Source organism: Arthrobacter sp. PvP023, from assembly GCF_017832975.1.
Lineage (GTDB): Bacteria > Actinomycetota > Actinomycetes > Actinomycetales > Micrococcaceae > Arthrobacter.
Window position 1 is genome coordinate 3,990,543 of sequence record NZ_JAFIBI010000001.1, and the last position, 13,235, is coordinate 4,003,777.

The following is a 13,235-nucleotide window of genomic DNA, read 5'->3' on the forward strand; positions in this document are numbered from 1 at the left end:
GTGGGTCTGACAGACCCTGCCTGACGCCAAATAAATCAGGTAATTTGAGTGCAGGACCCCGGCAATTGGCGCCGCGTTCCTCCCCACTCCCTGAAAAGGATCCACACCCGTGTCTCCCGCGACCTCCGCTTCCGCACGCGACCGCATGCCCTTCGGCGCGCTGCTGGTGCTGTCGATGATCGGCTTCACCGCCATCACCACCGAACTGCTGCCTTCCGGCCTGCTCCCCCAGGTCAGCGCCGGCCTCAACGTGTCCGAGCCCGTGGCCGGCTATCTCACCGCGGGGTACGCCGCCATCATCGTGGCCACAGTGATCCCGGCCGCCATGCTCCTCGCCCGCATCCCCCGGCACACGCTCCTGGTGGCGCTTGTGCTGACCTTCGCTATCAGCAACGCCCTGGTGGGCCTGGTGTCCGACTTCGGCGCAGCCCTTGCCGCCCGGCTGGTGGGCGGCATCGCGCACGGCCTGCTCTGGACCGCGATGGCGCCCTTCGTGGCCCGCATTGTCCCCGCCCACAAGGTAGGCAAGGCGATGGCCATCGTCTTCAGCGGCAACAGCCTGGGCCTCGCCATTGGTGCACCGCTGGGAACCGCACTGGGCGGGCTGATCGGCTGGCGCGCATCCTTCCTCCTGCTCGCGGGCACCGGCGTGGTCCTCGCGGGACTTGCCATGTGGCTGCTGCCCGCCGTCCGCCGGCTCCCGGACGCGCCTCGGCCGTCCCTGCGCAAGGCCGTCGGCCAGCCCGGCGTGAAATCGGTGGCCATCGCGTGGCCCCTGATGCTCATGGCGCACTTCGCGCTGTTCACCTTCATCGCGCCGTTCCTCCGCGAGGCCGGCCTGCCCGACTACACCATCACCCTCTCCCTCACCGTCCTGGGATTCTCCGGACTGGTGGGCATCTGGATCGCCGGCATCACCGTGGACATGCGGCCGCGCCGCTCGCTGCTGATAACGACGGCGGTCATCGCCGCCGCGTTCCTCCTCCTCCCCTTGGGCGGGAGAACAGTCCCCGGAGCCCTGGTGCTCATGGGGATATGGGGAGCGGCCTTCGGCGCGATCGGCATCTACAACCAGTCCGCCATCCTCCGCGCCGGCAAGGAGTACCGGGAAGCCGCCAACGGCCTCACCGTGCTGACCATCCAGCTGGGCATCACCATCGGCGCACTCTACGGCGCAGCCGCCCTCACCACGGCGGGACCTTTGATGGTGCCCGTTGCGGCTGCGGTGCCTGTCGTGGCCGCGCTCGTGATCACGGTGACCGGCCGCAGGCATGCCTACCCGCCCGGTCCGAAAGAGGCCGGGTACGTTGCGCCTGTTGCAGCGGCGACGGAGGCACCTGCCGCCGCCGTGGCCGCACCGTCGGAAACTTCAGCGGACGCGGCCTCGCGCGCCTAAGGGTGCGGCGCCGCCACGGGACGGTGCCGCACGTGGTGACTCCCGCCGTCGGCCATGAGGCCCTCGGCCGGAGCAGGGCCAAAGCGGAGGGCCGGTGCGGGCAGCGTCCGGTTAGGCCGGTGTTGCCCCGATCTGCTGCATGAGGCTCAGCGTGTCGGAGGATCCCCAGTGTTCGGCCACCTTCCCGTCATCGATCCGGATGATGTCCGTGTTGCTGAATTGCACGCTCTTGCCGGTTGCCGGAATACCCAGGAACTCCCCCTTGTGCGTCCCGGACATCACAACGTGGGAGGCCTCCAGATTGCCGTCGGCGAATGCCGGTTCCAGTTTGACGCTGAGGTCGGGGAACGCCGTGCGGATGACGTTGGTGTAGAACTTAACGCCGTCCTTTCCGTCCGGCTGCCCGGGCATCGGTTCCACATGGTCCTGGATGTCATCCAGCACGAATTCATCGATCAGGGCAAGATTTCCACCCACCAGCACTTCTTCGTAAAACCGCCTGAGGAGTCCAGTTCCCTCGGCCATTTTCGGCTCCTTTGTTCGGATGAGACCAGTCAAAAAGTCCCCCGGTCTATGGCCGCCCGCGCTCTGGCGGAGACGGCAGGTTACATCCCCATCCCGCCTGCCACCGAAGGAGTCAGGGCAACACCGAGCGCAATCACGGCCAGCGCCACCGCAACGGAACGGTTGGCGAGCCGCTTCCAGGGCAGCATCTTCTCCCCGGCGATGAACGCCCCGATCAGCGCCATCCAGCCGACGCTCATCACCCCGAGCGCGAACAGCGCCACCATCAGCGCCCAGCAGCACGCCACGCACCAGGCGCCGTGCTCCATTCCCATGACCAGCGCTCCCCGGTACCCGGGCCGCATGCGGTGCAGGATGAAGTCCATGGGCGTCCGGCACTTCATCAGGCTGACGTTCTTGGCGGGCGTCAGCTGATAGACAGAAGCCAGCAGGATCACGCCGGCTGTAAAGGAGCGTCCGCCCTGGTCCGAACCGACGAGCCCGGGAGCCAGCGACGCAACCGACATGTACAGCGAGTAGGCCACCAGCATGGGCGCCATGGACGGGAACATCATGGCCGCCAGCATCACCACCCACGTGGCGACGAAAAACCCCAGCGGGCCGGGATCCGTCCAGCGGCCCATGTCCATTCCGTTCAGCTGGGTTGAGGTGACAATCCAACTCGCCGCGGCGAGGAGCAGGAGGACGGCGACGAGGCCGGCTTCCCGCGGGTCGATCCGCGGAGCCGTGGCGGCCTGAGAGCGGGCGTCCCCGACTGACTGCACGCCCCGTCTCCTGGCCAGCTTCCGGTGATACATCGGCCGGCCTCAGCCGCGGCCCTTGAGGGCGCACTCCGCCATTTCACTGGCGAAGCTGACATCGGACGTCTCGCCGTACACGCCCCGGAGGATGCTCCCGAGGGCGCGCACCTGTGCGTCCGAAGCGGCGTCGTCGACGACGGCCCCCACCTTCCAGCCGCCTGCGGCCAGATGGGAGGGGAACCAGTTGGCGAAAGCGAAGTCGACACCGGACAGGTCCGTGTCGTCCAGCTTCCCGCTCGCGATGTGGAAGACGTTCATGGGACCCTCCTCGCCGGCGCCGTCGCCCAGCAGAAGCGGCCCGGATTCGGCGCCGAAAATACTTAGGAAACGGAGCGGAATACCCCGTTAAGGCAGAGGGTATTCCGGCGGAATCCGGCTGTCAATAAGCCGTGAAAACAAGGAATAGGGGCGGAGAATGGGGACCACCGGAAGCAACTAGACGGCGCTGCGGTATCGTGCCGTCGTCAGAATTTGCATCCAGCTACGTACTTCAGCGCGCTGCCCTGAGAGCCTCGGCGTACAGCGGCGCCACTATGTTGTGGCCCGCCTGGGTGAGGTGGTTTGCGTCCTGGTAGTACCCTGCGGCCCCCGCTGCGGAGGCCGCGCCCGCGAGGGAGATCCTCTTCAGGCCATGGGCCGCTGCCTCGCGCATCAGCAGCCCGTCAACCCAGCGCCGCTGCGAGTGGCTGTTGTCATCGCGGGAGAGAACCCCGTTGATGATGATGGTGCTGCGCGGATACCTGCGCTTCAACTCATCCCAGGTGCGGTTGGCGGACTCCACGATCAAGGCTTCGCTGGCCCCGATCCGTGCGTCATTGCCGCCCAACGTCACGATGACAAGCCCTGGATCGCCCTGCGGCAACAGGATGGTGTCCGTCAGGAGGCCCTGCAGGACGGAGCCACCGGCGGCCCGGTTGGTGGCCACGTACCCCATACCGCCATAGCCGCGTTTGATCTGGTGATCAAAGCCTGCCATCCGGGTCCCCTGCTCACCCCATGAATCGAGGTCCAGCTGGGAATCGCCGATGATCACTGCCGTGGCAGAATCCACCGGTTCCGCGGAATAGAGTTCCTTCGTCCGCGGATCCCAGATGGTTTCCACGGCCTGGAACTCCACGTGCATGCCTCGCTGGTCAACCCATCCGTCGTGCCGTGGCCAACCGAAGCGGCCAGAGTTCTCGGACCAGATCCGGTAGGTCTCGTTCGGCACCACTTTGGCCCCGGTGGACGAATTCCACACAAGCCAGCCGCGCTGGAATTGCTGGGTCACACCGCCGTCCCGGGGAATTTCGTCGGACAGCGGCAGGCCCAGCGTGCCAGCTTCCTCACCGAGTTCACGGAAGCGATTGCGGATGTCGCCGCGGGTGACCGAGTGGGCCGCCGTGTCCGCCGACCAGTAGAGTGACCCATCGCGAAACTCCTGGCGCACAACCTTCCCTTCACGGATTTCGTCTCCTACCGGAAATCCCAAGGCGCCGTCCGTCGCTCCCGTTGCAGCCCAGTGCGCCCCGATAGCCCCGGAAACCACCCGAATGCCTCCGGCCGGGGAGTGCACAATGGTTCCGCCCCGGAAACCCTGGGACACCACGCCGTCGCTCAGGCCAACGTCCGTGTGGGTTGTGGGATAGCCAAAGCGGCCCTCCTGTCCGCCGGCGTCGAGCCAGGCGTCGCGTCCAGGGCCATTGGCCACAACACGCGCGCCGGTGCGCGCCGACCACGCGATGTCCCCACCTTCGAAATGCTGCACGCAACCGGACTTGTTGCATTCCTCGTTCGACGTCGGTGCCCACAGGATCTTCGCAGCCCAGGCATTAGTGGTGTACAGCTTCCCGATCGCGCCACGGACCTCGGGCGCGGTCCTCGTCTCTTCGCTGCCGCCCGGTCCGGCCGTCTGGGTGGCCGTGCCCGCGCCCCGGGAATCAGGGTCGCTGGCCAAACCGCCACATGCCGGGAGCAGTGCCAACGCCGCGGCCAGGATCAGGACGGCAGGGCCGCGCCGCCCTCCGGTCCTGCACCGGGGCGGCCTGGTTGTGCAGACAGGTGGCGGCAGCCTGAAACGGCGTCCCATATATCCCCCTGCACGAACTTCGTCATCCCCCGTGGCGTAACCGTCGTTCCAGTATTTCCTGATCCTGCCGTCCAGCCAAAACGGAAGCGCTATCCGGCCCGTTCGCGCCACAGCAGTGTCACGCCGAAGGCCACCGCGCCGAGCACCAGCATGGTGAGCACCATGAGGCCCCAGTTGGCCTGGTTCACGCCGCTGCCGTAGAAGATGCCGATCATCACCGTTGCCGTGATGGCGCCCAGGTACCGGCAGGTCTGGAAGATGCCGGCGGCCACCCCGCGCTCGTGCGGCTGCGTGGAAATGTACATTCCTTGGCTGGACGCGATGCTCACCACGCTCCACGGAATGCCCATCAGTGCCGTGAGCCCCAGGACCAGCGGGATGGCGAAGGAGGCGGTCAGCAGCCACATGGCTGCCGCAGCCACCACCAGGAAAAGCACCCCGGCAATCAGCACCCGCCGCACCCGGAAGCGATCGATCGCGCGGACCGCGAACGGCGTCGCAATCACGGACATCGCTGCCAGTGGCAGCATCAGGAGACCCACGACGCCGGGATCGTAACCGCCCGCTTCCTGCAGCAGTTGGGGCAGGCCGAAGAACGCGAAATAGTAGATGCCGTTGAACACCGCAAAGCCCAGGTAGACCAGTAGCAGCGGCCGGTTCCGTCCGAGAAGCCGCAGGTCCAGGAACGGCGGGCTGAACTTCAATTCACGCCAGACGAAGAGGACAGCCAGCACCGTGCCGCCGGTCAGCAGCCACCAGCGCGCATCCGGCAGGACGTTCAGCAGCGCCATCATGACCAGCGTCAGGGATCCCACGAAGCCCAGGATGCCGGGAATGTCCGAATCGCGCAGCAGCTCCGAGGCGCTGCCACGTTCGCGGTCCTCGTCCACCGGGGCGAATTTCCTGACGATGAGGAGCGCCGCGAGGGACAAGGGGACGTTGATTAGGAACAGCGCCTGCCAGCCGACCAGGCTCACCAGCAGCCCGCCCACCACCGGGCCTACCGCTGCCGCGGAGGTGTTGGCCATCTGGATCCGGCCCAGCGGCCGGGTGGACTTCACCTTCGTGGCGCGGTCCAGTGCCCCTACGATGACGACGGCACTCGGGTACGCGGTGGCCGTGCCCAGGGCCATGAGTGCCCGGGCCACGCAGAGCAGGGCGAAGTTGGGAGCGAACGGAGCCAGCGCGCAGGTTACCGCGACGAGGACCATCCCGAAGCTGAACAGGCGCCGCGGCCCGAAGCGGTCCGCCAGCCGGCCCATGAGCGGCTGGCCCGCCGCGGAGGTGAGGTAGAAGGCTGTGATCACCCAGGTGACCGTGGCGACGTCGAGCCCGAAATCGGCGCGCAGCACCACAAGGGCGACGGCGATCATGGACGAGTTCAGCGGGTTCAGCGATGTGCCCAGGCTGAGGCCGGCAACGGCCAGGGCTGTCCGGGGTTTGTTGCTCACGGAAACAGTCTCGCCTACATCGGCGCGGGAGGCCGAACTTGGTTACGGCCGCGCGCCGTCAGAGCCCTGCGGCGGCCTCAGCCCTGCTTCGCGCCCTTCGCCACCGTGAACAGGAACGTGGAATCCTCCTCCGCCTCCAGGCTGTGCAGGCCGTCCGGGACGATCAACAGGTCGCCCGGCCTGCCATCCCACGAGTTCTCGCCGGCGCGCAGCCGGAGGCTGCCCTGGAGCACAAAGACCGTGGCGTCGCCCGGATTCTGGTGCTCGCTCAACTGGGTGCCGGCCTTGAGCGCCATGACGGTCTGGCGGAGCACCTTCTCGTGCCCGCCGTATACGGTGTCCGCAGCACGCCCGTTGTTTGCTGCAAGCGCCGCGGCGAGCTGCTGCCGGGCAAGGGCCTCGATCGAAATCTTCTGCATGAGGCCACGGTACCTATCAGGACTCCCGGGCGATATAGGCCGGTGGTCCTGCATCCGGACGAGCTAGCTACCCCTTCCGGGGCGGCGCCGTGGATCCCCGGACAACCAGTTCCGTCCCCAGCTCGATCCGCTGCGGCAGTTCCTCGTCCCCGTCCAGGTGCCGGAGCAGTGCACGCATGGCGGTCTCGGCCATCTGCACCACAGGCTGGCGGATGGTGGTCAGGCCGGGCTCGATCCATTCCGCCGCCGGGATGTCGTCGAAGCCGATGATGGACAGATCCTCGGGAATGCGCAGCCCGGCAGAACGCGCCGCACGGTAGGCACCCAGCGCCTGGGCGTCGTTGCCGGTGAAGATCGCCGTGGGCGGGTCGTTCAGCTCCAGCAGCTTCCGGGTTCCGGCCTCGCCGGCTTCGATCGAGAAGTCACCCGGGACCATCAGTTCGTGATCCACCGTGATGCCCGCCCGGCGCAGCGCCGAGATGTAGCCGTCCTCGCGGGCGCTGCTGCACTGCAGGTCCTCCCGTCCGCCGATCATGCCGATCCGCCGGTGCCCCAGCTGCAGCAGATGCTCGGTGGCCGAGTGCGCGCCGTCCCAGTTGGCAGCCCCCACGGTCATCAGATCCGGTCCGGGCTGGCCCACGGGGTCGATGAGCACCACGGGGATCCCCAGCGACTTGATCCGCTGGATCTGCTTGGCATCCAGCTGGTACACGGCCATCAGCAGCCCGTCCGATTTCCGCTCGGCCAGGTTCGCCAGCCACGGCCGGATCCGGGAGCCGTCCATGCTGAGGCTGCTCACCACGGTGCCGTACCCGGCGTCCTGTGCCACGCGCTCCACGCCCTCGATGATCTCCAGCGCCCACTCCGAGCCCAGCCCGGGAAACACCAGGTCGATCAGGCCGGCCTTCTGCTTGCGCTTTGCCGGGCGGCGCGCATAGTCACGCCGGGCAATGATCTCCTCCACGCGGGCACGGGTTTCCGCCGCCACATGGGCATGGCCGTTCAACACCTTGGAAACAGTGGGGACGGAGACGCCGGCCTCCCTGGCAATTTCGCTGATCGTCGCGCGCCCAGTGTCCTGCTTGCCCACCATGGAACCCCACCTTCCAGCCGGGACCGGCCCGGACCGCTAGTTATCGGAAAGTTCCCACGTCTGAATGCGGCCGCACATGCCATACATCCTGCGGGTCTTCCGTTTTCCCATGGTAGTCCGCGCTTCCTGCAGATAGAAACTTTCGGCCGTGTCCAGAGAACGCAACTGCTTCCGGGTAATTTCCGCCTGCCGCGCCGCGCCGCCGGCCAGGAAGTCCGCCCACCTCCCGGTCTTCGAATTCACCAGCTGCGCCGCCGCGGCATGGAACCCGGCCAGCGCGCCGGGTCCTGTTTCCAGGACGGCCTCCTTGAGCGCAAAGTAGCCTTCCAGCGCCAGATCACGACGACGGCGGGCGGCGTCCTCGCCCGCCGCCACGCCGGCGTCGGCATCCGTGAGTTCCAGCGCCGCGGCGCGGCGGTACGCGCCGGCGTCCGCAAGGTGCCCGGGCGGGAACGTCATCACGGCGTCGCCGTTTTCCGGCAGCCCCGCGTTCTGCATGACCACGAGGACCACCAGGTCGCCCGAATCATTGATCGCCCGGTGGACGGTGCCGGGCGTGAACCACAGCACCACCCCCGGCGCCAAGGGCGTGGACGTGAACCCGCGCGAGTCCAGGGTCTCCAGCCTGCCGGTTCCCTGCTGCACCACATAGGCCTCGGTGGAGGCAGTGTGCAGGTGAGGCGTGCCGCCGGCGGCACCGTCCGCGCCGGGCCAGTCGTAGATGCTGACCTCGGACAGGCCGGTGGCGCCCGGAAAGGATGTGATCACCGCTCAATCCCAGCTCTCCAGCGCAGCCCGGGCGGCGCCGGCCAGCGCCGCGGCGGAACCATCATCCACTCCGCCGTCAGCGATCACCACGGCATAGCGGTACGTGAGCGGCTGTCCTTCGCGCAGCGGCACCACCTCGCTGAAGAACGGCGCAGAGCCGAGGCAGGCAAACATCGAGGAACGGGCAAACCACTGGTTGGGCGCCCCCGGATTGGCGGTGTCTTCCACAAACGCGATGGTGGATAAGCGGCAGCTTCCGTCATGCCGGCCCGTGAAGGCAATCCACGGTGATCGGGTGCCCATGAACTCGTCCGTGCCGGCGCCGTGCTCCGAGCGGAACTCGCCGCCGGTGAAGGACCGCGGCCCGCGCCAGAACAGTCCTCCGTAACCGGCGTTGTCCCGGCCTTCTGTGGTGGGGCTTCCGATGCCAAATTCCGCACCGGAAATGTTGCCCATCCGGGTCTCGAACAGCAGCACCCAAGCGCCGGCCGGTGCCTCGGGAACATCCAGCAGCCGGATGTTGAAGCGGCGTTCCTCGGCGATCACCGGCTGGCCGTCCTGGCCTGACCAGTGCAGGGTTTCCGCGGCGGTGATTCCGGCACCGGAGTCGTCGATTGCGGTGAACGCCTCGTGGGCCATGGCACCGTTGTTGTCCAGGTTGGCGTAGCCCGTGGCCCGGGTGTAAGTGGCTCCGCCCCAGAAATTGTGGTCCCCAACGTTGGGCAGCGCCCAGGAGAGCCCCTTGTGCCAGACGTGGTCCCATGGCCGCGAGATGGTCACCTCATCGCCTTCGAGGGTGGTGAGCGGGTGGAAGAACGGACGCGGGCTCTCGTACTGGTCGTCCGTGGGCTTGTAGGTGTACGTGGCGATCTGCCGGTCCCCGGCGGTGAAGGTCAGGGCGGCGCCGTCGTCGGAATAGCTCAGTTGTGTAGCTTCGGCTGCCGTAGGGGTTACTGCGGTGCTGGTCATGGGAATCTCCAAAAGTAGGGGTGTGTGTTCAGGCGCGGGCGCCGGCGAGCGGGCCGGTGCCGGCAAGCGCCGTGGAATCCAGGACCCGGCCGCCCAGGCCTTCGCCGTCCATTCCGGTGTAGAAGCTGTGGCCGGGCACAATCTCGCCACGCCGCACAGCCTTGCCGGTAAAGGCGGAGGCGTAGATCGCGGCAGCGAACTCCAGCGTCTGCCGCGCGGAGTCCGCGCCGGCCGGGAGCGGCATCCCGGCGTCGAGCGCGTCATACATGGCCAGGAACTGGGCTGAGTGGCCGCTACCGCGTTCCAGCGGCTGGCCCTCCCAGGCAAACCGGACCGCCTTTTCATGGCCGGGCGCGGCGGTGACGGTCCAGTTGTTGGTGCCGTACCCGTAAAGGTGGCTCAGCTCCACGGTGGCAAACTCGCAGTCGATCCGGATGTCCGAAGTCTCCCGCGGGGACAGCAGCGAGTTGATGACAGTGGCCACGGCACCGTTCTCGAAGCGGACCAGCGCGGCGGACAGGTCCTCGGTGGAGGTGGCACGGGCCTGCCGGGAGGCAAGGGCAGTGACCTCCGCCCACGGCCCCAGCAGGTGGAGCAGGAGGTCGAACTGGTGGATGCCGTGGCCCATGGTGGGGCCGCCTCCCTCGGCGTTCCAGGTGCCCCGCCACGGCACGTCCCAGTAGCTGTCCGGGCGGTACCAGAGCGTGTCGCACCGGGCCACGAGCGGGCGGCCGAAGCCGCTGGCCCCGATCAGGGTCTGCGCGGCAGCGGAGGCGTCGCCGAAACGGTGCTGGAACACGCAGGAGAACTGCGCGCCGCCCTGCACCTGCGCCGTCTCCAGCCGGTCGAAGTCGGCCAGGGACAGCGCCGGCGGCTTCTCGGAGAGGACGTGCACTCCCGCTTCCAGGCACTCGATGGCCTGGTCGATGTGCATCATGGGCGGCGTGCACAGGTGCACGATGTCCGGCTTGGCCCCGGCCAGCAGTTCGGCGAGGCTCTGGTAGCGGCCGGCAATCCCGTGCTGCTCGCCGAAAGCATCCAGGCGCGCCTGGTCCACGTCGCAGGCCGCCACGAGTTCGGCCCTGCCGCCGGTCCGTGCCAGGTTGTCCGCGTGCACCGCGGCAATCCCGCCCGTTCCTACGATGGCCACTTTGTACGTCCGCATTTGAAATTCTCCGCCTTTGCAGTAATTCATCGGCTACCTTCAGGACTTTCCGAAAGTTTCATGCCTGCATCAGAACTTTCCGATACAGCTTCAGGACCTACCCAGCCCCGCTCTTCAACCGTAGGAACTTCTGCGCTTCAAAGTCAATGAATTTTGGTCTAGAAAGTAAATATAACTTTCTGATAGTTTCTAAGAAATGACTTCCAACCGTAGGAGAAGCCCGTGACCAGCGGTGCCGCCGAAAAACACGCCCTCCCCCGCGCCGCAGGGCCGGACACCGTCGAACGCCTCATCCGCGAGATGACCCTCGAGGAAAAAGCCGCCCAGCTGGCGGGCGTGTGGGTGAACGCGTCCAGCGACGGCGACTCGGTGGCTCCGCTGCAGAGCCAGATGGCAGGCGACGCCCGCTCCTGGGATGACGTGATCTCCCACGGCCTCGGCCAGATCACCCGCATGTACGGAACCACCCCGCTGGAGCCGGCGGAGGGCGCCCGCCGCCTGGCCGCCGCGCAGGAACAGATCATGGCCGCCTCCCGCTTCGGCATTCCCGCCCAGGTGCACGAGGAATGCCTGGCCGGACTCGCCGCGTGGAAAGCCACCGCCTTCCCGGTGCCGCTCGCTTGGGGCGCCACGTTCAACCCCGGGCTGGTCCGGGACATGGCGGCCCGGATCGGCGCCGACATGCGGTCCCTGGGAGTACACCAGGGCCTGGCCCCCGTGCTGGACGTGGTGCGAGACCTCCGCTGGGGACGCGTGGAGGAAACCATCGGCGAGGACCCCTACCTGGTGGGAACCGTGGCATCCGCCTACGTCCAGGGCCTGGAGTCCGGGGGCATCGTGGCCACGCTGAAACACTTTGTGGGCTACTCCGCCTCCCGTGCCGGCCGCAACCACGCGCCCGTCTCCATGGGCCCTCGCGAACTTGCCGACGTGATGCTGCCACCGTTCGAGATGGCCATCAAGCACGGCGGCGCCCGGTCCGTCATGCATGCCTACACAGACACCGACGGAGTGCCGGCGGCCGCAAACCGGGCGCTCCTCACCACGCTGCTCCGCGAGGAATGGGGCTTCGCCGGAACAGTGGTGGCCGACTACTTCGGGGTCGCCTTCCTCAACGTCACCCACGGCGTGGCCGCCGATGCCGGCGATGCCGCCGTGCTGGCACTCCAGGCGGGGGTCGACGTCGAACTCCCCACCGTGAACTGCTACGGCGAGCCGCTGCTCCAGCGGGTCCGCGACGGCGTGCTGGATGAATCCGTGATCGACACCGCCCTGCGCCGGGTGCTCACCCAGAAGCTCGAAGTCGGACTGCTGTCCCCGGACTTCGATCCCGCCCCGCCTGCCCTGGCCGGCGGAGCCATTGACCTGGACCCGGCGGAGAACCGCTCGCTTGCGCGGCAGCTGGCGGCACAATCGCTGGTGCTGCTGAGCAACAGGACGTTCGACGGCGGCCCGGCGCTGCCGCTGCCACTGTCCGCCCTGGGTTCGATGGGAGTGGTGGGCCCGCTGGCGGAAGATCCCTTCGCGATGCTGGGCTGCTACTCCTTCGACGCCCATGTGGGCGCCTCGCATCCGGACGTGCCGATGGGCATCTCGGTGCCCACCGTGGCGGAGGCGGCGTTGGCCCGGTGGGGTGCGGTCCGCAGCTCCGCCACAGGTACCTGCGAAAGCGCCAGTGAGGAGCAGATCACGGAGGCGTGCCGCATCGCCGAGTCCGTGGACACCTGCGTGATTGTGGTGGGTGACAACGCCGGGCTGTTTGGGCGCGGTACGTCAGGCGAGGGCAACGATGCCGCCGACCTCCGCCTGCCCGGCGACCAGCACGCCATGCTGGACCGGGTCCTCGCGGCGGCCGCGGATGCCGGTACCCGGACCGTGGTTGTTGTGCTCAGCGGCAGGCCCTACGCAATGGGCGACTTCGTGGACCGTGCCGACGCCATCGTCCAGGGCTTCTTCCCCGGAGAGGAAGGTGCCGAGGCGCTGTGGGATGTGCTGACCGGCGTCGTGAATCCGTCCGGCAAACTGCCGGTATCGGTTCCGCGCACCTCCGGCGGCCAGCCGGGCACCTACCTGCATAGCGCGCTGGCCGGCCCCAGCGGCGTCAGCGCGTTGGACCCGTCACCGCTGTTCGGCTTCGGGCACGGACTGTCCTTCACGTCCTTTGAGGTCTCGGACCATGTGGCCAGCGCGCCCACGGTGTCGACGTCGGACGCCGTCACCGTAAGCTGCACGGTCACCAACACCGGCTCCGCTGACGGCGCCGAAGTGGTGCAGCTGTACCTGTCGGACCCGGTGGGCGAAGTGGTCCGGCCGGTGCGCGAACTGGTCGGCTACGCCCGGGTGGATCTGGCCGCCGGCGCCTCCGCAGCGGTGACGTTCACCGTCCATGCGGACCGCACGTCCTTCACCGGGCTGAATCTGGAGCGCATCGTGGCGCCGGGCCTCGTAAAGCTGCACGTGTCGACGTCGAGCACGCACGACGTCCACACCCACGAACTGATCCTGCACGGCGAGCGCCGCGTGGTGGGCTTCGGGCGGGAGATGCTCACGCCGGCGGAGGTCAGGCCCCTGCCCTAGCCAC

At 67.8% G+C, this 13,235-nt stretch carries 12 protein-coding genes; 2 read left to right on the forward strand and 10 right to left on the reverse strand.

Going from position 1 to position 13,235, the window contains the following annotated elements; translation table 11 throughout:
- The first annotated feature begins 109 nt into the window (after positions 1-109).
- Entirely contained in the window at positions 110-1,396 is a 1,287-nt protein-coding gene (locus tag JOE31_RS18055) for an MFS transporter (protein ID WP_209746952.1), read from the forward strand.
- A gap of 111 nt (positions 1,397-1,507) precedes the next feature.
- Here the strand turns inward: JOE31_RS18055 and JOE31_RS18060 are convergent, their stop codons facing one another.
- The 10 genes from JOE31_RS18060 to JOE31_RS18105 form a co-directional block, all read right to left on the reverse strand.
- Positions 1,508-1,921, reverse strand: coding sequence for an ester cyclase (locus JOE31_RS18060; RefSeq protein WP_209746953.1), 414 nt, complete (start codon positions 1,919-1,921; stop codon positions 1,508-1,510).
- 80 nt (positions 1,922-2,001) lie between these two features.
- Positions 2,002-2,685 (reverse strand): DUF2182 domain-containing protein, encoded by a 684-nt coding sequence (locus JOE31_RS18065; protein WP_307864446.1) that lies wholly within the window; start codon positions 2,683-2,685, stop codon positions 2,002-2,004.
- A 42-nt stretch (positions 2,686-2,727) separates the two neighbouring features.
- Positions 2,728-2,979 (reverse strand): DUF1326 domain-containing protein, encoded by a 252-nt coding sequence (locus JOE31_RS18070; protein ID WP_245199250.1) that lies wholly within the window; start codon positions 2,977-2,979, stop codon positions 2,728-2,730.
- A gap of 232 nt (positions 2,980-3,211) precedes the next feature.
- The gene (locus JOE31_RS18075) at positions 3,212-4,657 is read right to left on the reverse strand and encodes a GDSL-type esterase/lipase family protein (RefSeq protein WP_209746957.1); all 1,446 of its coding nucleotides are present in this window, start codon (positions 4,655-4,657) and stop codon (positions 3,212-3,214) included.
- 221 nt (positions 4,658-4,878) lie between these two features.
- A complete protein-coding gene (locus tag JOE31_RS18080; RefSeq protein ID WP_209746959.1) occupies positions 4,879-6,240 on the reverse strand; it encodes an MFS transporter in 1,362 nt (453 codons plus the stop codon).
- A 77-nt stretch (positions 6,241-6,317) separates the two neighbouring features.
- Positions 6,318-6,659, reverse strand: coding sequence for a cupin domain-containing protein (locus tag JOE31_RS18085; protein WP_209746961.1), 342 nt, complete (start codon positions 6,657-6,659; stop codon positions 6,318-6,320).
- Between the two features lie 67 nt (positions 6,660-6,726).
- Complete coding sequence (locus JOE31_RS18090) at positions 6,727-7,752, reverse strand: LacI family DNA-binding transcriptional regulator (protein ID WP_209746963.1); 1,026 nt, start codon at positions 7,750-7,752, stop codon at positions 6,727-6,729.
- 36 nt (positions 7,753-7,788) lie between these two features.
- The gene (locus JOE31_RS18095) at positions 7,789-8,520 is read right to left on the reverse strand and encodes a cupin domain-containing protein (protein ID WP_209746965.1); all 732 of its coding nucleotides are present in this window, start codon (positions 8,518-8,520) and stop codon (positions 7,789-7,791) included.
- Between the two features lie 3 nt (positions 8,521-8,523).
- Positions 8,524-9,489, reverse strand: coding sequence for a PmoA family protein (locus JOE31_RS18100; protein WP_209746966.1), 966 nt, complete (start codon positions 9,487-9,489; stop codon positions 8,524-8,526).
- Between the two features lie 28 nt (positions 9,490-9,517).
- Complete coding sequence (locus tag JOE31_RS18105; RefSeq protein WP_209746968.1) at positions 9,518-10,654, reverse strand: Gfo/Idh/MocA family protein; 1,137 nt, start codon at positions 10,652-10,654, stop codon at positions 9,518-9,520.
- Between the two features lie 222 nt (positions 10,655-10,876).
- On the opposite strand from JOE31_RS18105, the gene JOE31_RS18110 reads away from it, so the two are divergent.
- Complete coding sequence (locus JOE31_RS18110) at positions 10,877-13,231, forward strand: glycoside hydrolase family 3 N-terminal domain-containing protein (protein ID WP_209746970.1); 2,355 nt, start codon at positions 10,877-10,879, stop codon at positions 13,229-13,231.
- Positions 13,232-13,235: the final 4 nt, after the last annotated feature.

Coding starts and splice junctions, on each gene's coding strand:
- JOE31_RS18100 (WP_209746966.1), bottom strand. CDS start 9,489: ATGACCAGCACCGCAGTAACCCCTACGGCAGCCGAAGCTACACAACTG.
- JOE31_RS18085 (WP_209746961.1), bottom strand. CDS start 6,659: ATGCAGAAGATTTCGATCGAGGCCCTTGCCCGGCAGCAGCTCGCCGCG.
- JOE31_RS18105 (WP_209746968.1), bottom strand. CDS start 10,654: ATGCGGACGTACAAAGTGGCCATCGTAGGAACGGGCGGGATTGCCGCG.
- JOE31_RS18070 (WP_245199250.1), bottom strand. CDS start 2,979: ATGAACGTCTTCCACATCGCGAGCGGGAAGCTGGACGACACGGACCTG.
- JOE31_RS18060 (WP_209746953.1), bottom strand. CDS start 1,921: ATGGCCGAGGGAACTGGACTCCTCAGGCGGTTTTACGAAGAAGTGCTG.
- JOE31_RS18090 (WP_209746963.1), bottom strand. CDS start 7,752: ATGGTGGGCAAGCAGGACACTGGGCGCGCGACGATCAGCGAAATTGCC.